At 75.2% G+C, this 19098-nt stretch carries 19 protein-coding genes and 1 pseudogene; 12 read left to right on the forward strand and 8 right to left on the reverse strand.

What is annotated here, in order from left to right:
• The first annotated feature begins 9 nt into the window (after window positions 1-9).
• Genes E4P43_RS13810 through E4P43_RS13820 form a run of 3 tightly spaced genes read left to right on the forward strand, consistent with a single transcriptional unit; the run spans window position 10 to window position 3118 of the window.
• Window positions 10-639 (forward strand): cyclodeaminase/cyclohydrolase family protein, encoded by a 630-nt coding sequence (locus E4P43_RS13810; RefSeq protein ID WP_209313880.1) that lies wholly within the window; start codon window positions 10-12, stop codon window positions 637-639.
• Window positions 636-1628 carry a dihydropteroate synthase gene (gene folP / locus E4P43_RS13815; RefSeq protein WP_245159130.1) on the forward strand — a complete coding sequence of 331 codons (993 nt, stop codon included), beginning with the start codon at window positions 636-638 and terminating at the stop codon, window positions 1626-1628. The genes E4P43_RS13810 and folP overlap by 4 nt, the downstream gene beginning before the upstream one ends.
• Window positions 1625-3118, forward strand: a complete 1494-nt coding sequence (locus E4P43_RS13820) for an aldehyde dehydrogenase family protein (protein ID WP_135146039.1) — start codon at window positions 1625-1627, stop codon at window positions 3116-3118. Before folP ends, E4P43_RS13820 begins: the two co-directional genes overlap by 4 nt.
• 45 nt (window positions 3119-3163) lie before the next feature.
• Here E4P43_RS13820 and E4P43_RS13825 read toward each other — a convergent pair whose 3' ends face one another.
• The gene (locus E4P43_RS13825) at window positions 3164-3751 is read right to left on the reverse strand and encodes a 5-formyltetrahydrofolate cyclo-ligase (protein WP_135146040.1); all 588 of its coding nucleotides are present in this window, start codon (window positions 3749-3751) and stop codon (window positions 3164-3166) included.
• Between the two features lie 111 nt (window positions 3752-3862).
• Between E4P43_RS13825 and E4P43_RS13830 the strand changes: the two genes are divergently transcribed.
• Window positions 3863-4729 (forward strand): siderophore-interacting protein, encoded by an 867-nt coding sequence (locus E4P43_RS13830; RefSeq protein ID WP_135146041.1) that lies wholly within the window; start codon window positions 3863-3865, stop codon window positions 4727-4729.
• A 5-nt stretch (window positions 4730-4734) separates the two neighbouring features.
• On the opposite strand, the gene E4P43_RS13835 is transcribed toward E4P43_RS13830, so the two are convergent.
• The 4 genes from E4P43_RS13835 to E4P43_RS13850 all read right to left on the reverse strand — a co-directional run bounded on the left by E4P43_RS13835 (window position 4735) and on the right by E4P43_RS13850 (window position 8772).
• Window positions 4735-5244, reverse strand: coding sequence for a DNA-directed RNA polymerase subunit alpha C-terminal domain-containing protein (locus E4P43_RS13835; protein ID WP_135146042.1), 510 nt, complete (start codon window positions 5242-5244; stop codon window positions 4735-4737).
• A 43-nt stretch (window positions 5245-5287) separates the two neighbouring features.
• A complete protein-coding gene (locus E4P43_RS13840; protein ID WP_135146043.1) occupies window positions 5288-6247 on the reverse strand; it encodes an alpha/beta hydrolase in 960 nt (319 codons plus the stop codon).
• A 1-nt stretch (window position 6248) separates the two neighbouring features.
• The gene (locus E4P43_RS13845) at window positions 6249-7070 is read right to left on the reverse strand and encodes a mycofactocin-coupled SDR family oxidoreductase (RefSeq protein WP_135146044.1); all 822 of its coding nucleotides are present in this window, start codon (window positions 7068-7070) and stop codon (window positions 6249-6251) included.
• A gap of 64 nt (window positions 7071-7134) precedes the next feature.
• Complete coding sequence (locus E4P43_RS13850) at window positions 7135-8772, reverse strand: FAD-binding protein (RefSeq protein WP_135146045.1); 1638 nt, start codon at window positions 8770-8772, stop codon at window positions 7135-7137.
• Window positions 8773-8826: 54 nt separating this feature from the next.
• Between E4P43_RS13850 and E4P43_RS13855 the strand changes: the two genes are divergently transcribed.
• The 3 genes from E4P43_RS13855 (at window position 8827) to E4P43_RS13865 (ending at window position 10989) form a co-directional block, all read left to right on the forward strand.
• Entirely contained in the window at window positions 8827-9381 is a 555-nt protein-coding gene (locus E4P43_RS13855; RefSeq protein WP_135146046.1) for a TetR/AcrR family transcriptional regulator, read from the forward strand.
• A gap of 67 nt (window positions 9382-9448) precedes the next feature.
• Window positions 9449-10246 carry an SDR family NAD(P)-dependent oxidoreductase gene (locus E4P43_RS13860; protein WP_135146047.1) on the forward strand — a complete coding sequence of 266 codons (798 nt, stop codon included), beginning with the start codon at window positions 9449-9451 and terminating at the stop codon, window positions 10244-10246.
• The gene (locus E4P43_RS13865; protein ID WP_135146048.1) at window positions 10243-10989 is read left to right on the forward strand and encodes an SDR family oxidoreductase; all 747 of its coding nucleotides are present in this window, start codon (window positions 10243-10245) and stop codon (window positions 10987-10989) included. The genes E4P43_RS13860 and E4P43_RS13865 overlap by 4 nt, the downstream gene beginning before the upstream one ends.
• 12 nt (window positions 10990-11001) lie before the next feature.
• Here E4P43_RS13865 and E4P43_RS13870 read toward each other — a convergent pair whose 3' ends face one another.
• Window positions 11002-12312, reverse strand: coding sequence for an MFS transporter (locus E4P43_RS13870; RefSeq protein ID WP_135146049.1), 1311 nt, complete (start codon window positions 12310-12312; stop codon window positions 11002-11004).
• Between the two features lie 151 nt (window positions 12313-12463).
• Here E4P43_RS13870 and E4P43_RS13875 point away from each other — a divergent pair, with 151 nt between their 5' ends.
• Window positions 12464-14119, forward strand: coding sequence for an AMP-binding protein (locus E4P43_RS13875; RefSeq protein ID WP_135146050.1), 1656 nt, complete (start codon window positions 12464-12466; stop codon window positions 14117-14119).
• A gap of 10 nt (window positions 14120-14129) precedes the next feature.
• Here the strand turns inward: E4P43_RS13875 and E4P43_RS20245 are convergent, their stop codons facing one another.
• Complete coding sequence (locus E4P43_RS20245) at window positions 14130-14330, reverse strand: hypothetical protein (protein WP_209313881.1); 201 nt, start codon at window positions 14328-14330, stop codon at window positions 14130-14132.
• 5 nt (window positions 14331-14335) lie between these two features.
• Window positions 14336-14815, reverse strand: a complete 480-nt coding sequence (locus tag E4P43_RS20250; protein WP_348522230.1) for an alpha/beta fold hydrolase — start codon at window positions 14813-14815, stop codon at window positions 14336-14338.
• Between the two features lie 212 nt (window positions 14816-15027).
• On the opposite strand from E4P43_RS20250, the gene E4P43_RS13885 reads away from it, so the two are divergent.
• The 4 genes and pseudogenes from E4P43_RS13885 to E4P43_RS20570 form a co-directional block, all read left to right on the forward strand.
• The gene (locus tag E4P43_RS13885; protein ID WP_135146051.1) at window positions 15028-15501 is read left to right on the forward strand and encodes a heme-degrading domain-containing protein; all 474 of its coding nucleotides are present in this window, start codon (window positions 15028-15030) and stop codon (window positions 15499-15501) included.
• A gap of 365 nt (window positions 15502-15866) precedes the next feature.
• On the forward strand, window positions 15867-16127 hold the full coding sequence (locus tag E4P43_RS13890; protein ID WP_135146058.1) for a WhiB family transcriptional regulator: 261 nt from the start codon (window positions 15867-15869) through the stop codon (window positions 16125-16127).
• A gap of 38 nt (window positions 16128-16165) precedes the next feature.
• Entirely contained in the window at window positions 16166-17137 is a 972-nt protein-coding gene (locus tag E4P43_RS13895; RefSeq protein WP_135146052.1) for a YihY/virulence factor BrkB family protein, read from the forward strand.
• A 628-nt stretch (window positions 17138-17765) separates the two neighbouring features.
• A pseudogene (locus E4P43_RS20570) lies at window positions 17766-18158 on the forward strand (helicase-related protein); the annotation flags it as partial.
• Window positions 18159-19098: the final 940 nt, after the last annotated feature.

Raw genomic sequence — 19098 nt, forward strand, 5'->3', positions numbered from 1 at the left:
ACCGGAGCCATGGACACCAACCCCGACCTGCCCCGCCAGACGATGGGCGAGTTCCTCGGCGAGCTCGCCGCACGGCTGCCGGCCCCGGGTGCCGGCGCCGTCGCGGCGATCGAGGCCGCGCTCGCCGCGTCGCTGGTCGCGATGGTGGGCCGGTTCACCACCGACGAGGAGCACGCGCAGCTCGTCGGCGAGGTCGTGGCTGCGGCGGACGGCCGGCGCGCGGCCGCGCTGGAGGCCGCCGCCGACGACGAGACGGCGTTCACGGCCGTCGCCGAGGCGATGAAGCTGCCGCGCGGGACCGAGGAGGAGAAGGAGGCGCGACGCCGTGCCGTGGCCGAGGCGCAGCTCGCCGCGGCCCGTCCCCCGCAGGCGATCCTCGGGATCGCGGCCGAGCTCGTGGGCCTGGCCGAGCGGGTCCTGCCGGTGGCCAACCGCAACCTGGTGAGCGACGTGGCCGCCGCGACCGCGGCCGCCCTGGCCGCCGCGACGACGGCCCTCCTGGCGGTGGAGACGAACCTCGCAGGCCTGGACGACGACGGCGCCGCCGCCGACCTGGCCGCCGCGGCGGAGACCGTGGACGACGTGCGCCGCCGGGCCGGCGAGGTGGAGGCGGCCGTGCGGAAGGCGATCCGCGGGTGACCGGCGCCGCGGCCCTGGCGAGCACCGCCCCGCCGCTGCTCCGGGCCGACCGGTGCCTGGTCATGGGCATCCTCAACGTCACGCCGGACTCGTTCTCCGACGGCGGCCGCCACGGCTCGGCCGCGGCGGCCGTGGCGCACGGCCTGGCGATGGTCGCCGCCGGCGCGGACCACGTCGACGTGGGAGGCGAGTCCACGCGTCCCGGCGCCGGGCGGGTGCCCGCCGACGAGGAGCTCCGGCGCGTCCTCCCCGTGGTCGCCGAGCTGGCCGCCGCGGGGGTCGCGGTTAGCATCGACACCACCCGGGCCCGGGTCGCGGCGGCGGCGCTGGAGGCGGGCGCCGTGCTGGTCAACGACGTGAGCGGCGGCCTGGGCGACCCGGACATGGCCCGCGTCGTGGCCGACGCCGGCGTGCCCTGGGTGCTCATGCACTGGCGGGGGCCGAGCCGCGACATGGCGGCGGCCGCGTCCTACCGCGACGTCGTCGGCGAGGTCCGGCGGGAGCTGTGCGCGCGCGTGGACGCCGCGCTGGCGGCGGGGGTCGCCGCGGACCGCCTGGTCGTGGACCCGGGCCTGGGGTTCGCCAAGCTGCCCGAGCACGACCTCGCGCTGCTCGGCGCCCTCGGCGACGTCGTCTCCCTGGGGCTCCCGGTCCTGGTGGGCGCCTCGCGGAAGCGGTTCCTGGGCGCGGTGCTGGCCGACGCGCACGGCCGGGTGCCCGCCACCGGGGAGCGCGACAGCGCGACGGTGGCGACGACCGTGCTGGCCGCGACGGCGGGCGCCTGGGGCGTCCGCGTGCACGACGTGGCCGGCAGCGCCGACGCGGTGCGCGTGGTGGCGGCCGCCCGCGCGCACCGGCCCGGGCCGGGCCCGGCGAAGGGATACCGGGGCGCGGCTGCACCTGAGACTCTGGCGCCGGGGGCGCCGGACGGGATGCCGGAGCGCATCCCGCCAGCAACGGAAGACACAGAGAGGTGGCGATCCGCATGACCAGCACGGTCAGCACGGCCCCGGTGACGACGGGGCTCTACATCGGCGGGGAGGCGCGGGCGGGGTCGGACACGCTCGACGTGGTCGACCCGGCCCGGCCTGATGTCGTCGTCGGCACCGCAGCAGCGGCCACGAAGGAGGACGTCGCCGACGCCGTCGCGGCGGCGAAGGCGGCCTTCCCGGCGTGGTCGGCGCTGCCGGCCACCGAGCGCGCGGCGCAGATGGCGGCGGCGATCCAGGGGATCGCCGACGACCGCGACGAGGACGCCCGGGTCCTCTCGCTGGAGAACGGCAAGATCCTCCACGAGGCCTGGGTCGACGCCCTGGTCTTCGAGATCCGCTGGAACCTTGCCCTCTCGCTGGCCGAGGAGGTGGACCGGCCCAAGGTGCTGCCGCCCGCTCCCGGCATCCCGGTCGAGACCACCGTCGCCTACCAGCCGCTCGGTGTGGTGACGGTCATCGTGCCGTTCAACTGGCCGATCGCGATCCTGGGGGCGGCGCTCCCCCACGCGCTGCTGGCGGGCAACACCGCGATCGTCAAGCCCCCGCCGTCCACGCCGCTGGCCACCACCCGGCTGGTGCAGCGGGTGGCGGAGAAGCTGCCCCCGGGCGTGCTGAACATCGTGACCGGGCGGGACAGCAAGATGGCCGCCCTGATCGACAACGCCGACATCGCCAAGGTCTGCTTCACCGGCAGCGTCGGGGGCGGCAAGCGGATGATGGAGATGGCCTCCCGCAACCTGACCCGGGTCACCCTCGAGCTGGGCGGCAACGACGCGGCGATCATCCGCGAGGACGCGCCGCTGGACGACGAGCACCTCGACCGCCTGTTCGCCGGCATCTTCGACACCACCGGCCAGATCTGCATGGCCGCCAAGCGGGTCTACGTGCACCGCTCGCGGATGGACGAGCTGGTGGCGGGGCTGTCGGCCCGCCTGGAGAAGGTCGTCCTCGGCCACGGCCTGGCCGAGGGCACCACGATGGGCCCGCTCCACCAGAGCGCCCAGAAGGCCTTCGTCTCCGAGATCATCGAGGAGGCGAAGGACGCCGGCGCGACGGTGCTGGAGTTCGGCGAGCTGCCCGGCGGGGAGCTCGCCGAGGGCAACTTCCTCCGCCCGGCGATCGTGGTCGACCCCGACCCGTCGCTGCGGGTCGTCACCCAGGAGCAGTTCGGCCCGGTGATCCCGGTCCTGCCCTACGACGACGACGCGGACGCCGTGCGCCAGGCCAACGACACGTGGGGCGGCCTGTGCGGCTCGGTCTGGACGGCGGACACCGACGCCGCCAACCGGATCGCCGCGCAGCTGGCCTGCGGCTACGTCTGGGTCAACGACCACGGCGCCACCCGGCTGGACCTGCGGGCCCCGTTCGGTGGCATGAAGCTGTCGGGCATGGGCCGCGAGCAGGGCATCGAGGGGATCCGCTCGTTCCAGGACACCCGCTCGGTCGCGCACCTGGACGCGGCCGCGCTGGCGGCGTCCGCGCACTGACCGACGTCGGGCCGGCGGGGTGCTCCCCCGCCGGCCCGGCCGCCGTCAGCCCAGTCGCTGCCACCCGCCGGAGGGGGTGACCACGGCGGTCACGGGCCGGTCGTGGGCCTCCGCGGGCAGCTCCTCGACGCGCTCGTCGTCGAAGACCAGCGTCACCAGCACCGCGTCCGGCCGGGCGTGCGCCAGCGCCCGGTCGTAGTAGCCACCACCGCGGCCCAGCCGGATGCCGCGGCGGTCGACGGCGAGCGCGGGCACCACGACGGTGTCCGCCGCGGACAGGGCGGTCGCCCCCAGCCGCGGGCCGACCGGCTGGGACAGCCCGTACCGCCCGACCTCCAGCTCGCCGGTGTGCTCGGCCCAGTCGAGCACCCGGCCGCTGGGCGGGACCACCGGCAGCAGCAGCCGCGCCCCGAGCGCCGTGAGCGCCTCGGGCAGCCGGCCGTGGCCGGGCTCTTCGGGGTCCGGCACGAACGCGGCAAGGGTCGACACCCGTCCGGCGAGCGAGCCGACGAGCGCCGCGGCGACCGCGTCGGCGGCCGCGGCGCGCTCCGCGAGGGGCCGCGCCAGCCGGCCGGCCAGCAGGCGCTCGCGGAGCCGCGTCTTGGCCAGCGCCGGGCCCCCGGGATCGGTCACGTCGGCAGCCTAGGGGCTTCCGGCCCCCGCGCCCGCCGGTGCGTACAGGTACCCGTTGTAGCGTCGTGGTCAGTAAGGGCTGCCTAACCAGGGCGCCGGAACGGAGCAGCCATGACCGAGCCACGCCGCGACCGCGACGCACGACCGCCGCGCAAGCGCACCCCGCGGGTGGGCGAGGTGGTCCGCACCTCGCGGGTCACCCCGCACATGATCCGCGTCGTCCTGGGCGGCGAGGGCCTCGCCGGCTTCCCCGACGGGGACCAGACCGACCGCTACGTGAAGCTCCTCTTCCCGCCGGTGGACGCCACCTACGGCGTGCCCTACGACGTGGAGCAGGTCCGGGCCGACCTGCCGGCCGACCAGTGGCCGGTCACGCGCACCTACACCGTGCGCGCGTGGGACGCCGCCGCCGGCGAGCTGACCATCGACTTCGTGCACCACGGCGACGAGGGCCTCGCCGGCCCCTGGGCGGCCGCCGCGCAGCCCGGCGACCGCATCCAGTTCATGGGCCCCGGTGGCGGCTACGCCCCCCGGCCCGACGCCGACTGGCACCTGCTCGCCGGTGACGAGGCCGCCCTGCCGGCCATCGCGGCCACGCTCGAGCAGCTCCCGGCCGGCTCCCGCGGCCTCGTGTTCGTCGAGGTCGCCGGCCCCGAGGAGGAGCAGCCCGACGTCGTGGCGGCGCCCGGTGTCGACCTCCGCTGGGTGCACCGGGGCGGCCGGGCTCCCGGTGAGGCGCTGGTGGAGGCTGTCACCGGCGCGCCGCTGCCCGAGGGCCGGGGCCACGTGTTCGTGCACGGCGAGGCCTACGCGGTGCGGGCGCTGCGCGGGCACGTGCGGCAGGCCTGCGGGCTGGCGCCCGAGTGGACCTCGATCTCCGGCTACTGGCGGCGGGGCGACACCGAGGACCGCTGGCAGGCCACCAAGCAGGAGTGGAACGCCCAGATCGAGGCGGAGGAGCAGCCGGTCGGGTCCTGACCCGGTCAGCCCAGCAGGCGGCGCACCGTCCGGACCGGCTGGTGCAGCCACCAGCGGGCGACGCGCAGGCCCAGGTGCCACAGGTCGGCCCACTCCGGCGGGCGGGTGGCGGGCGGGAGCGGCGCCGTCCGGGGGGCGGCCGCCGGCGCGCGCTCCGGCTCGGGCCCCTCGGCCGGCGGGGGCAGCAGCAGGTCCAGGGGCGTGCGCCGGCGCGCGTCGCGCAGCGAGGCGAAGGACGGGATCGACGGCGCGTCCGGGGACTCCTCCTCCTCGGGGCGGGCCCGCACCCGCTCCGCCGGCGACAGCGTGCCGACCGGCTCGGGAACGACCGCCCGGATGGCGGCGACCATCCCGGCACCCAGCCCGGGGATCGCGGTCAGCTCCGCGCGGGTCAGCGACGCGAGGTCGTCGACGGCGGTGATGCCCGCGCGGGTCAACGCGGTCACCGCCCGACCGGGCAGGCCGAGCTCGCGGACGGTCTGGGCGGGAACGGTCCCGGACGACTTCCTCGGCATGGGCACCGACGCTAGTCGCCCGGGACCGCCGTCACCCGCCCGCCTACGCGCCGGTGGTCGCCGCGAGCGCGCCCCGCAGCTCCGCGCAGAGCTCGGCGAGGGCCTGCGGGGCGCTCCGGCACAGGTTCGGGAAGGCCAGGTACCCGTGCGGCATCCCCACGTAGGTCGTCGTCCGCACCGGGACGCCGGCCGCCGCCAGGGCGGCGGCGTAGCGGAGGCCGTCGTCGCGGATCGGGTCGTGCTCGGCGACCTGCACCAGCGCCGGCGGCAGCCCGCCGTGGTCGGGGGCGAACAGCGGGGAGGCGTACGGGTGGTCCCGCTCCTGGCCGCCCAGGTAGTGGTCGCGGTAGGCGACCATGTCGGCCCGGGTGAGGATCGGCGCGTCGGCGTTCTCCTCGATCGACGGGCTGCCGAAGGTGAGGTCCGTCGCGGGGTAGAGCAGCGCCTGGAAGGCGATGGCCGGCCCCGACCGGTCCCGGGCCATCAGGCTCACGACGGCGGCGAGGTTGCCGCCGGCGCTGTCACCCATGACCGCGACCCGCCGCCCGTCCGCCCCCCACTCCCCAGCGCGGGCCACGACGTCGACCAGGGCGGCGTAGCAGTCCTCGGCCGCGGCCGGCCAGCGGTGCGCGGGCGCCAGCCGGTAGCCCACCGACACGACGACGGCGCCCGTGGTGGCGGCGACGTTGCTGCACAGCCAGTCGGACTGGTCGAGCGAGCCGACCACCCAGCCCCCACCGTGGAAGTTGACCACCAGCGGCAGGTCGCCGACCGCTCCGCGGGGGCGGTGGACCCGCACCTCCAGCGGGCCGACCTCCCCCGCGGCGACGCCGTCGGTGAGCACGACCCCCGGCGCCACCCCGCCGAGCAGCCAGTCGGTCACCGGGTTGTGGCCCGGTGACCGGCCCTGGACCCGGGCGACCCGCTCCGCGTCCATCGACGCGACCGACGACAGCCGCAGCAGGCGGCCCAGCAGCCGCACCCGCAGGTCCAGCGCCGCCACCTCAGCGCGCCAGGGTGCCCAGGTCGACCGGGAGCTGGATGCCGGTCACGTGGCGGGCCTCGTCGGACGCCAGCCAGGCGACGGCGTTGGCGATGTCCTCCGGCTGCGACACCGGGTCCGGCAGCGCCTGCATCAGGATCGGCGCCAGGGTCGTCGCGTTCTGCTGCGCCAGCTCCATCATCTCCAGCGGCATCATGCCGGTGGCCACGCCGTGCGGGTGCACCGTGTTGACCCGGATGTTGTGCTGCCCCAGCTCGTTGGCCATCGTCCTGGCCAGGCCGACGACGCCGTGCTTGCTGGCCGCGTAGTCGGCGAGGAACGGCAGCCCGCGCAGGCCGGCCACCGAGCTGATGATGATGATCGAGCCGCCGGTGCCCTGCTCCAGCAGGACCGGCACGGTGGCCTTGGCCGTGAAGAACGTGCCGGTGAGGTTGGTGTCGATCGTCTCCCGCCACTTCTCGACCGGGATCTCCCAGGACATCGAGCCCGAGCAGATGCCGGCGTTGGCGACGACGACGTCGAGGCGGCCGAGCTCCGAGACACCGTCCTTCACCACCGCCTGCTGGCCGTCGAGGTCGCGGACGTCCACCTTGCGCGCCAGGATCCGGCGCCCCTGCGCCTCGACCAGGCGGGTGGTCTCGGCCAGGTCCTCCTCGGTAGGGCCGTCGTAGGAGGTCGTCGCCGCCTTCTCGCAGTTGTCGATCGCGATGATGTCGGCGCCCTCCGCCGCGAGCCGCACGGCGTGCGCGCGGCCCTGGCCACGGGCTGCACCGGTGACGTAGGCGACCTTGCCGGCGAGACGTCCGGTGGTGCTGGTGGTCAACGCATGTCTCCTGGGGTGTGGGTACCGGCGCGCGGTCGCACGCCGGGCGGTCGGGGGTGACGGGTCAGGCGCTGCGGCGGGCCATGTGCCGGGCGGCGCGCAGCCCGAAGACGGTGGCCGGGCCGATGGTCGAGCCGGGCCCGGGATAGGTCCGCCCCATGACCGACGCCGAGTTGTTGCCGGCGGAGTAGAGGCCCTCGATGACCGAGCCGTCCTCGCGCAGCGCGCGGCCCTCGGCGTCGGTGACCACGCCGCCCTTGGTGCCGAGGTCGCCGACCACCACCCGGAAGGCGGTGAACGGCCCCTTCTCCAGCGGGCCGAGGTTCGGGTTGGGCCGCACGGTGGGGTCGCCGTAGTAGCGGTCGTAGGCGGAGTTGCCGCGGCCGAAGTCACCGTCGACGCCGCTGCGCGCGAAGGCGTTGAAGCGGTCGACGGTGGCCCGCAGCCGGGGCGCGCCGAGCGTCGCCGCCGGCTCCTCGACCGTGTCCGCCCTGGCCATGATCCCGGCCGCGCACATGGCCTTGTTCGCGCGCGGGTCGAGCGCGTGGGTGCGCAGGTACCGGTGCGCGTGCCGGGCGTCGGCGACCAGCCAGTACGGCCCGTCCGCGCCGTGGGCGAGCATGTGGTGCCCGAGGTCGACGTAGGACTCCGACTCGTTGGCGAACCGCTCCCCGGCGGCGTCGACCATGATCGAGAACGGCATCGACCGCTCGCCGACGATGAAGCCGGGGGCCGACCCCGGGAGCGGCGCGACGGAGGCCCCCCACCACGCCTCGTCCATGAGCTCCACCGCCGCGCCGGCCCGCTGGGCGATCTCGATCGGCCCGCCCAGGTTCCCCGGGTTGCCCGACGGGGTTCCGTCGATCCCGTGGTGCTTCTGCCGCCAGTCGCGGTTGTGCTCGAACCCGCCCCCGGCCAGCATCACGCCGCGGGTGGCGCGGATGCGGAGCTCTGTGCCGTCGCGCCGGACCCGCACGCCGACCACGCGGTCCCCGTCGAGGAGCAGGTCCTCCAGCGGCGACCTCAGCCAGAGCGGGACCCCGCGCTCCACGAGGAGGGCGGTGCCGAACGCCGTCGCGAGCGCGACGCCGATGCCGACCAGCCGCCGGCCGCGCACGAGCCCGCCGAGCGCGCGGAGGACGAAGCGGGCGCCGCGCACGAAGCCACCGGGCGTGGACCAGGCCCGGCCGAGCAGCCACACGTCGTCGGTCTTCGCCGGGAGGGGCACGGCGTTGCGCAGGGTCGACCACCACTCCCTCAGCGGCCGGGAGTCCAGCGGCTCGACCTCCACGGCCCGCCCGACCTTGCCGCCCGGCAGCTCCGGGTAGTAGTCGGGATAGTCCTTGGCCCGCGCGAAGACCATGCCGAACTGCTCGGCGGTGGTCACGAAGTCCTCGACCCCGTCGACGAACGCCTCCTTGCGTGCGCGGGAGGTGGACACGCCCTCGTCACCGACGGTGGCCTCGAGGTAGGCCAGCGCCTCCTCGCGGGAGTCACCCACACCGGCGCGGCGCATCAGCGGGTTGTCGGGCAGCCAGAGGCCGCCGCCGGACATCGCGGTGCTGCCGCCCCACCTGTCGGTCGACTCGACCAGCAGCACGCTCAGCCCCTCGTCGACGGCGCCCATCGCCGTGGCGAGCGCGGCGCCGCCGCTGCCCACGACCACGACGTCGTAGGTGTGGTCGAAGTGCTGCCCGGCCATCGGTGCCCCTCCCGTCCATCCGGACAACGCTGTCCGGTTCGCTAGGGTGTGAGCATGGCCACAACGGGCGGGCGAGTCAACCGTGGTCCCGCGGCGGCCTCGGACAACCGGCACGCGATCCTGCAGACGGCCCGCCGGGTCATGGCCGAGCGCGGCTACCGGGTGCCGCTGAGCGCCATCGCGCGGGAGGCGGGCGTCGGCCAGGGCGTCCTCTACCGGCACTTCCCCACCCGGCTGGACCTGGCGTTCGCCGTGTTCGAGGAGAACTTCGCCGACCTGGAGGCGGCCGTCGCCCCGGCGGACGACGGGGCGCTCGAACGGCTGTGGCGCGAGCTCGTCGCGCAGGCCATGGGGACCACGGCGTTCGTCGAGATGGTGATCGACGCCCGGCGCAGCCTGCCGGAGTACGACGGGGCCGACCGACTCCTCGCGCTCGTCGAGCGGGCGCTGCCCGCCGCCCAGGCGGCCGGCCGGGTCGACCCCGGCCTCACGCCGTCCGACGTCGCCCTCGCCTGGCGGATGGTCTTCGGCGTGGTGGTCACGGCCACCGACCCGGAGTCGGTCCGCGCGGCGGTCGACCGGGCGTGCGCACTGCTCCCCCTGCCGTGACCCGCCCGGGGCTTCCGTACCGTGCCCGCATGCCTCTCCCCCTCCGCACCCCGACCGGGGCCACGCGATGACCGCCCGGCGCGTGCTCGTCACCGGGGGCGCCTCCGGCCTCGGTGCGGCGCTGGCCGCCCGCTACGCCGGCCGCGGCGACCGCGTGCTGGTCACCGACCTCGCCGCCTCCGCCGACGTCCCGGCCGGCGCGACCTACCAGCGGCTGGACATCACCTCCGAGGCCGACTGGGCCGCGGCGCTGGACCGCGTCCGCACCGACCTCGGCGGCCTCGACGTCCTGGTCAACAACGCCGGCATCGCCGCCGGCGGCCGGATCGACCGGCTGGGCGGCGAGCACTGGCGCCGGGTCCTCGACGTCAACGTGCTCGGTGCGGTGACGGGCTGCCGCACCTTCGTGCCGCTGTTCAAGGAGCAGGGCTCCGGCCACCTGGTGAACGTCGCCTCGGCAGCCGGGCTGGTGCACCCGCCGGCCATGACGTCCTACGACGCCGGGAAGGCCGCCGTCGTCGCCCTCTCCGAGAGCCTGCGGTGGGAGCTCGCCCCGTGGGGGGTCGACGTCTCGGTCGTGTGCCCGACGTTCTTCCGCACCAACCTCGCCGCCTCCCTCGGCGACGACGACCCGCTGATGAGCACCGTGGCCACCCGGCTCATCGAGCGCTCGAAGCTCGGCGCCGACGAGATCGCCGAGCGGGTCCTGGCCGCGGTCGACGCCAGGCGCTTCCTCGTGCTGCCCGACCGCAACGCCCGCGTCGCCTACTGGACCAAGCGGCTGGCCCGCCCGCTCTACGACCGACAGATGCTCGGCATGGGCGCCCGCATCCACCGCGCCGAGCGGGACGGGGAGAAGTCATGAGCACCGGCACGGTCCTCGTCACCGGCGCCAGCGCCGGGCTCGGCGCCGAGATGGCCCGGCAGTTCGCCGCCCTGGGCTACGACCTGGCGCTGTGCGCCCGCCGCACCGAGCGCCTGGACGCCCTGGCCGAGGAGATCCGCACGACGACCGGACGGCGGGTGGAGACCGCCGCCCTCGACGTCACCGACGCCGACGCCGTCCCGGCCGTCTTCGCCCGCTTCGCCGAGGCGTTCGGCACCATCGACCGGGTGGTCGTCAACGCCGGCCTCGGCAAGGGCGCCCCCCTGGGCACCGGCCGGGCCGACGCCAACCGGGAGACGGCGATGACCAACTTCGTCGGCGCCCTGGCGCAGACCGAGGCCGCCCTGGAGATCTTCCGCCGCCAGCGGCGCGGCCACCTGGTGCTCATCTCGTCGATGTCGGCGCTGCGCGGCATGCGGCGGTCGATGACCACCTACGCCGCCACGAAGGCCGGCGTGGCCGCGATCGCGGAGGGGCTGCGCTCCGAGAGCGTCCCCGGGCTGGACGTGTCGGTGGTCTACCCCGGCTACATCCGCTCGGAGATGAACGAGCACGTGCAGCAGCGCACGCGCTTCATGGTCGACACCCCGACCGGCGTGCGGGCCATGGTGCGGGCGATCGAGGCCCGGCGGGCCAAGGCCTACGTCCCGGCCTGGCCGTGGGTGCCGATCGGCGTCGCGATGCGGGTGCTGCCGCTGTCCGTCGTCCGCAGGCTGACCTGAGGCCGGCGCCGCTCAGCGCACCGACCGAATCGGCAGCACGGCGAGCGCCCCGGCGACGGCGACGACCATGGCGATCGGGAAGAGCGCGGCGTAGCTCAGCACGCTCACGATGAGCCCGGCGATCGCCGGGGCCAGCGCCTGCGGCAGCGTGACGGCGATGTTCAGCACGCCGAGGTAGCGGCCGTTGTCCTCCGTCGTCGGCAGCACCTCGGTGAGCAGCGCCTGGTCGACGGCCAGGTAGGAGCCGAAGCCGAGCCCGGCCAGGACGGCGAAGACGATGATGCCGGTCATCGTGGGCATCACCCACGGGGCGACCAGCCCGGCGGCGATGAGCAGCCCGGCGGCGACGGCGACCGGCTTGCGCCGCCCCATGCGGTCGCTGAGCGGCCCGCCCACCACGGTGCTCACCAGCGTGGAGAGCAGGCTGACCACGGAGATCAGCGGGATGGCGTCGACCGCGTCGTCCCCGAGGCCGATGTGGTCCTGGAGCACGTAGAGCTGGAACGTCGTGGTGATGTAGTAGCCGGTCAGCGTGAGCAGCCGGCCGAGGAAGCCCCACGCGAAGTCGGGGTGCTGGCGGGGGCTGACCCAGAAGGTCCTGAGGAACGCCGTCCACTGCAGCGGCGGCCGCGGCTCACCGCGGTTGTCGTGGTCGGGGTTGAACAGCGCGAACCCGCCGGCGGCCAGGACGATCACGACGGCGAGCACGGAGTAGCCGACGGCGGGGGTGCCGGAGAGCACCGCCCCGAGCCCCATGCCGCCGGTGATCCCGACCAGGACGCCCAGGCCGCCCGAGGCGGAGAAGAGGCCGCGCACGCCCCGGGGCACCCGGTCGGGCATGACCGCCGCCTTGGGGCTGAAGTAGATGTTCAGTGAGACCATGACCAGCAGGTACAGGGCACCGATCCCCACCAGGCCGGTCATCCCGCCGAGCACCACCATGGCGCCGGCGGCCAGCAGGGCACCGGTGAAGATCCACGGCGCCCGGCGGCCCCAGCGGCTGCGCGTGCGGTCCGAGAGCAGCCCGGCGATGGGCTGGGCGACCATCCCGCCGACGGCGCCGACCGCGGTGACGATGGCGAGGTTGGCCGCCTTCTGCGCCGGGTCGACCGCCTCCACCTGCAGGGGCAGCAGGACGCTGTTGACCGCGCCGAGGGCGAGGTAGACGCCGAGGCTGGCGACGCCGTACCAGACCAGCAGCCGCCGGAGCGGTCCGGTGACGGGCACCCGCACGGTGCTCTGGGGGTCGTGCCCCTCGGGGCTCAGCCGCGGGACCGGCACCCGGGCGGTCACGGTCTCGGACGAGTGCGGGACGACCGACATGGATCTCCTCCCCGCGCAGCGGGCCGGGCCGGGCGGGCCACCCCGTCGTGACCGCCCGTAGCCGCTCGGCAGCGTAGGGCGGAGTGACCTGCGCCACAAGGGAGCCCTTCGCGGGGCTGCCACGGGCGGGTGGACTCCCTAGGCTCGTGGTGTGACCGCGACCACGTTGCCGTCGTACGCGAACGGCCCCTCGACGCTGCCGCTGCTCGGCGACACCATCGGCGCCAACCTGGACCGGACCGCCGCCCGGGTCGGTGCCCACGAGGCGCTGGTGGAGTGCGCGACCGGCCGCCGGTGGACCTACCCCGAGCTGGTCGCCGACGTCGACGCCTGCGCGCTCGGGCTCGACGCGCTGGGGGTGCAGAAGGGCGACCGGGTCGGCATCTGGGCGCCCAACTGCGCCGAGTGGGTGTTCGTCCAGTACGGGACGGCGAAGCTCGGGGCGGTCCTGGTGACCATCAACCCCGCCTACCGGACGCACGAGCTGGCCTACGTCCTGCGGCAGGCCGGCGTCTCCGTGCTCGTCGCCGCGCCGCAGTTCCGGACCAGCGACTACCGCGCCATGGTCGCCGAGGTGCGCGCCGACTGCCCGGACCTGCGCGAGGTCGTCTTCCTCGGCACCCCGGAGTGGGAGGCGCTGACGGCCGCCGGGCGCGCCGCCGACCGCGGGCTGCTCGCTCGCCGCGAGGCGGAGCTGTCGGCCGACGACCCGATCAACATCCAGTACACCTCCGGCACGACCGGCTTCCCCAAGGGCGCGACGCTCACCCACCACAACCTGCTCAACAACGCGTTCTTCGTGGGCGAGGGCTGCGGCTACACCGAGGCCGACCGCATCTGCATACCGGTCCCCTACTACCACTGCTTCGGCATGGGCATGGGCAACCTCGGCGCGACCTCGCACGGGGCGACGATGGTGGTCCCCGCGCCCGCCTTCGACCCCGCGCTGACGCTGAGGGCGGTGCAGGACGAGCGGTGCACCTCGCTGTACGGCGTCCCCACCATGTTCATCGCCGAGCTCGCCCTGCCCGACTTCGCCGACCACGACCTCTCGTCGCTGCGCACCGGGATCATGGCCGGCTCGCCCTGCCCGGTGGAGGTCATGAAGCGGGTGGTCGACGAGATGGGCATGACCGAGGTGACCATCTGCTACGGCATGACCGAGACCTCGCCGGTGTCCACCCAGACCGGCGCCGGGGACGACCTGGACCGGCGCACGACCACCGTCGGACGGGTGCACCCGCACCTCGAGGTGAAGGTCGTGGACCCGGAGACGGGGCTGACCGTGCCGCGCGGGACACCGGGCGAGTTCTGCACCCGCGGCTACTCGGTGATGCTGGGCTACTGGGACGAGCCGGGGAAGACGGCCGAGGTGGTCGACCGGGCGCGCTGGATGCACACCGGCGACCTCGCGGTGATGGACGACGCCGGCTACCTGAACATCGTCGGCCGGATCAAGGACATGGTCATCCGCGGCGGCGAGAACGTGTACCCGCGGGAGATCGAGGAGTTCCTGTTCAGCCATCCCGACGTGGTGGACGCGCAGGTGATCGGCGTGCCCGACGAGCGGTACGGCGAGGAGCTCATGGCGTGGGTGCGGCTGCGCGAGGGCGCGGCGCCGCTGACCGCCGAGGCGCTGCGCGAGTTCTGCAGCGGCCGGCTGGCGCACTACAAGGTGCCCCGGTACGTGAAGGTGGTGGACGAGTTCCCCATGACCGTGACCGGCAAGGTCCGCAAGGTCGAGATGCGGGAGGTGTCGGTCGAGGAGCTCGGCCTGCAGTCCGCCGCCGCCGTGCGCAACGCCTGAGCGCCGCCGGTCAGCCCGCGGGGGCGTCCAGGAAGCCGAGCACCACGTCGAGCACCAGCGAGGTGCGCGCCAGGCCGAAGAAGTGCGTCGTCCCGGGGAAGACCGCCAGCTGCGACGCCGGGACCCCGTCGAAGTCGCCGTTGACGTCCCCGCCGCGCAGCTGCAGGAAGCGGACGGCGTGCTCGAGCCTGACCATGTCGCAGTCGCCCACGGTGATCAGCGTCGGAGCGGCGATGCCCTCGATGTCGGCGTCGGACCACCGGGGAAGCCCCGGTCGAACGCGCCGAGCTTGTCGAGCAGGCCCTGCAGCTGGTCCGGGTGCGGCGACTTCGCGCGGTAGGCCTCCTCCATGGGGGTGCCGGCGATCATGTCGACGGTCATCTCGGCGACCGCCTCGTCGTTCTCGCCGCGGTCGCCGTCGGGGTGGAACGACGCCGAGGAGACGACGAGCTTGCGGACGCGCTCCGGGTGGTGGACCGCCAGGTGGAGGGCGACGGCGCCACCCACGCTGAAGCCGATCACGTCGGCCTGCGGGATGCCGAGGTGGTCGAGCAGCCCGAGGACGTCGGAGGCCAGGTGCTCGCTGCGCAGGGGCCGGTCGAGGTCGTTGGTCCGGCCGTGCCCCTGGAAGTCGGCGGCGACCACCCGGCGGCCGGCGGCCAGGCCCGGGATCAGCGCACCGAACTGCTGGTCGATGTCGAAATAGGCCGCCGTGCAGGCAGACCAGCGGCGTGCCGCCGGAGCCGTGCACCTCGTAGTACATCTGCAGGCCGTTCACGGGCGCGTACCCCGACTCCGGTGTGGTCACCGGCCGAGCGTCGGGGGCCACCCCCCTCGCGGTCAACCCTCTCGCCGACGGCCGGGCGCAGCCGCGCCGGCGGCCCGGGCCACCGCCTAGGGTCGGCCGCATGGCCGCCCCCTTCCCCACCGTCGCCGAGCTGACCGCCGAGGAGGCGGAGCTGCAGTTCCGCTCCTTCACCAACGACGACGCCTGGGGGCTGGGCTGCGCGCTGGTCGCCGCGGCCCGCGAGGTGGCCGCACCGGTGGCCGTGGAGGTCACCCGCAACGGGCACCGGCTGTTCAGCGCCGCGCTGGCCGGGGCGACGCCGGACAACGCCTCGTGGATCGAGCGGAAGTCCCGGGTGGTGCACCGCTTCGGGCACAGCTCGCTGCTGGTCGGCCAGGCCAGCCGGGAGCGCGGCACGACCTTCGAGGCGGAGCTCGGTCTGGACCCGGCGCGCTACGCCGCGCACGGCGGCGCGTTCCCGCTGCTGGTCCGCGACGTCGGGCCGGTGGGCGTCGTCGCCGTCTCGGGGCTGCCCCAGCTCGAGGACCACCGGATGGTCGTCGCCGCGCTGCGCGCCAGGCTCGCGCGCCCCTGACCTGCACGGCCACAGATGTCTCCAACTGACCGACACGGTTTCGTCCGCTTCTTGCCAGTGCGCAGCCCGCGAAGGTCTCCGTAACGTCACGGACAGCAGTCGGGCCGTACCGGTCCGTCACCCAGACGCCGACCGAGGAGCTTCCCGTGCCTTCCTTCTCCCGCCCGTCCCTGACCCTCGTCCACGACGCCACCGCGGCCGCCCCGCGGCTGGCCTACGCCGAGCCCGCCTGGGAGGCCGCGCCCTCGTGGCAGCCCTCCGCCTGGGACGCCGCGCCCTCGTGGGACGCCACCCCCGGGTGGGAGCAGCCCGGCACGTGGGACGGTGCCGAGGAGTGGGACGACGCCGCCCCGCAGGCCGAGACCGTGTGGCCCGAGGCCGCGCCCGCGTCGGCCGAGGAGTGGCGCCTGGACGCCCTCTGCGCCGAGACCGACCCGGAGGCGTTCTTCCCGGAGAAGGGCGGCTCGACCCGCGACGCCAAGCGGGTCTGCTCCGGCTGCCCGGTGCGCGCCCAGTGCCTGGAGTTCGCCCTCGCCAACGACGAGCGGTTCGGCATCTGGGGCGGGCTGTCCGAGCGCGAGCGGCGCCGGGTGCGCGTGCAGCGCGCCGACTCGATCAGCGCCTGACCGCTTCCCGGGCGCTCGCCCGGGGAACACAGCAGGGCATGCCGGAGGGAACCCGCACCCGCGCTCCCGACGTGGGCGACGACGCCACGTCACCGCACCACATCCCGCTGCGGGGCTGGGCGCAGATCGCCCGGCGCGCCACCGCCCAGGTGCTGGGCGACCGGCTCCAGGTGCTGAGCGCCGGGATCGCCTTCTTCGCGCTCCTGTCGCTGGCCCCGATGCTCATCGCCGCGCTGTCGGTCTACGGGGCGGTCAACAGCCCGGACGCCGCGCTCCGCCAGCTCTCCGAGCTCACGGGACTGCTGCCCGACGAGCTCGACCCCGTCGTCGGCGACCAGCTCACCACCATCACCCAGGCCTCGGCCCAGCTGGTCACCTGGCGTGGGCTGGCCGGGCTGCTCGTCGCCCTGTGGACCGCGACGACCGCGGCCACCTACCTCGTCGACGCGCTCACCCTCGCCTACCGCGAGGAGGAGTCGCGGGGCCTCCTCCGCCGCAGCGCGATCGGGCTGGCCATCGTGGTCGGCGGCGCGCTGCTCGTCGGCGCGACCATCACGCTGTCCGGCCGGCTGGACGACGCCCTCGCGCAGGCGCCCGGTGCCGTCCGGACCGCGGCGAACCTGCTCGCCTGGCCGGTGCTCGCCGCGCTCATGGCCACGGTGCTCGCGGTCCTCTACCGCTACGCACCCGACCGGACCGACGCCCGCTGGCGGTGGATCAGCGGCGGCGCGACCCTCGCCACGCTGCTCTGGCTCGCCTCGACCGCCGTGCTGTTCCTGTACGTCCAGCACCTCGGCGGCTACAGCTCGACCTACGGGTCGCTCGCCGGCGTGGCGATCAGCATGTTCTGGCTGTGGCTCACCGTCCTGCTCGTGATCGTGGGGGCCGCGGTCAACGCCGAGGCCGAGCGGCAGACCGAGCGCGACTCGACCATGGGACCGGAGAAGCCCCTCGGCGAGCGCGGCGCCGTGGTCGCCGACAGCGCGCCGCCGTACGCGGACGACCCCTGACCGGAGCCGGCCGCCGCACCCGCGGGCATGGATCCGGCACGCTGCGTGTTGTCATGTGCAATGCACGGTCCGCCCGTCCCGGGGCGCCGACCACCCAGCCCGGCACAGCGAAGGATCCCCCCTGCCCGAGACCCAGCCCCAGCCCAGCACCGCCCGTCGTCGGGTGCGCTCGAACGACCGCCGCACCGCGGCCCGGGAGAACGACCGCGCCGCCGCCCGCGAGGAGAAGCTGGCCCAGCAGAGCTGGGTGGAGGGCGCGGCGCCCGAGCTGCCCGCCCGCACCACCGCTCCGGAGACCGTCGTCTTCCACCTCGGGCCGACCAACTCCGGCAAGACCTACGAGTCCCTGCAGGCCCTGGCGGCCACCGGCTCCGGCGTCTACGCCGCACCGCTGCGCCAGCTGGCCCACGAGGCCTACGCCAAGCTGTCCGCCCAGCTGCCCGAGGGCACCGTCGGCCTCTCCACCGGCGAGGAGGAGATCGACCCCTTCGCCCCCATCATCTGCTGCACCGTCGAGAAGGCGCCCCCGCGCGGCGAGATGCTCGTGCTCGACGAGGCCCACTGGGTCACCGACCCCGACCGCGGCCACCACTGGGCCCGGCTGCTGCTGACCGGCGAGTACCGGGAGATGCACCTCATCTCCGCCGCCGAGGCCTACCTCGTGCTCAAGCCGCTGGTCTCCGACGCCGAGCGCGTCGAGGTCGTCAACCACAAGCGGCTCTCCCGCCTCGACGTCCTGCGCGCGCCGGTCCGCCCCGAGGGCGTGCGACCGCAGACGCTCGTCGTCGCCTTCTCCCGCAAGGCCGTCTACGCCGCCGCCGCCGAGCTCGACCAGCACCGCCCGGGCAAGGTCGGCGTCCTCTACGGCGCGCTGCCGCCGGCCACCCGCCGCGAGGTGATCGAGAAGTTCACCAGCGGAGAGCTGGACGTGCTCGTCACCACCGACGTCATCGGCCACGGCATCAACGTGCCGGCCACGACCGTCCTCTTCGCCGAGACGACGAAGTTCGACGGCCAGGAGATGCGCCCGCTGCGCACCTGGGAGGCCGCCCAGATCGCCGGCCGCGCCGGCCGCTACGGCCTGACCGGCCACGGCACCGTCGGCATCCTCATCGGGGTCAGCGGCCTGAAGCCGATCGCCTCCCTGGTGGGCGCCGGTGCCGCCGTCGCGCGCGGCGACGAGATGAGCGACCTGCCCAAGCGGGCGCCGCGGCTCCGCCCGGAGCTGGAGGACCTCGGCGCCTTCGAGCCCGTGGACCTGCCCGAGGCGCTCACCCGCTGGATGGCCTGGGCACGCGCCGCCACCCGCGACCAGGCGATGACCGCCGACGACGTCACCAGCCTGGTGCTGCGCGTGCACGCCCTGCTCCCGCTGCTGCGCGGTCCGCTCGGGGCCGCCGGAGACCTGAGCACCGTGTGGCGCCTGGTGAACCTGGCGATCGACTACAACCCGCCGCGGCGCACCCGGTGGCTGGTCCTCGCCAAGGCCGCGCTGCAGCACGCCGTCGGCGTGCCGGTCCTGCCGGAGACCGTGCTGCCCGACGTCCCCCGGGGCGGCAGCGTCGAGGACTACGAGCAGGCCGCCGCCGCCGCCCGCGACGCCCAGACGCTGCTCCGCCAGTTCCCCGGCGTCGCCGGGCTGACCAGCGACGACGCCGCCTGGGTCGAGGAGGAGTGCGCCGAGATGATCACCGAGCTGCTCCCCGACGCGATCGCCCTGGGCCGCTCCGGGAAGTGCAGCGACTGCGGCCGCCCCATCGCGCCGTGGTTCACCACCTGCCGGCCGTGCAGCGCCCCCGCCGGGCGCGGGAGCGCGGGCGAGCGGGACCGGCGTCCCCTGCACCGTCTCGACGGTGAGCTCGACGTCGTCGACGCGGACGACGTCCCCTTCCTCGGGCAGCCGCTGGAGCCGCTCGGTGAGGAAGCCGGCCAGCGTCTCGTACCGGCCCTCGGGGACGGCG

The organism is Blastococcus sp. TF02A-35, from assembly GCF_004571075.1.
Classification (GTDB): Bacteria; Actinomycetota; Actinomycetes; order Mycobacteriales; family Geodermatophilaceae; genus Blastococcus.